The sequence below is a fragment of the Alkalibacterium sp. m-11 genome (assembly GCF_054658155.1).
Genome location: NZ_BAAGIR010000508.1, coordinates 1 through 255 on the forward strand (window position 1 = coordinate 1; position 255 = coordinate 255).

At 44.7% G+C, this 255-nt stretch carries 1 protein-coding gene; it reads left to right on the forward strand.

What is annotated here, in order from left to right; translation table 11 throughout:
• Window positions 1-11 precede the first annotated feature (11 nt).
• A partial coding sequence (locus ACYQ2O_RS13365; RefSeq protein ID WP_459796844.1) for a transposase occupies window positions 12-255 on the forward strand: 244 nt, incomplete at its 3' end.

Sequence of the window (255 nt, forward strand, 5' to 3'; positions counted from 1 at the left end):
AGGTCTGTCATATGAAAGAAGGATGGGTGCACCCTGAACAATTCGAACTGTCCCATGCATCTGAACACGACCATGATCACTTGAACGTCTTTATCAATGAGAAACGGGCGACCTATGTTTTTGATCGCGGGTATCTGGATTTCGCTCAGTTTGATCAAATGACCTGGGAAGGCTACTTTTTCGTTTCCCGCATTAAAAAGAATACAGCCGTTCATGTTCAAGCGCACCTGGAAGTGTCTCATGAATCAGGGATTA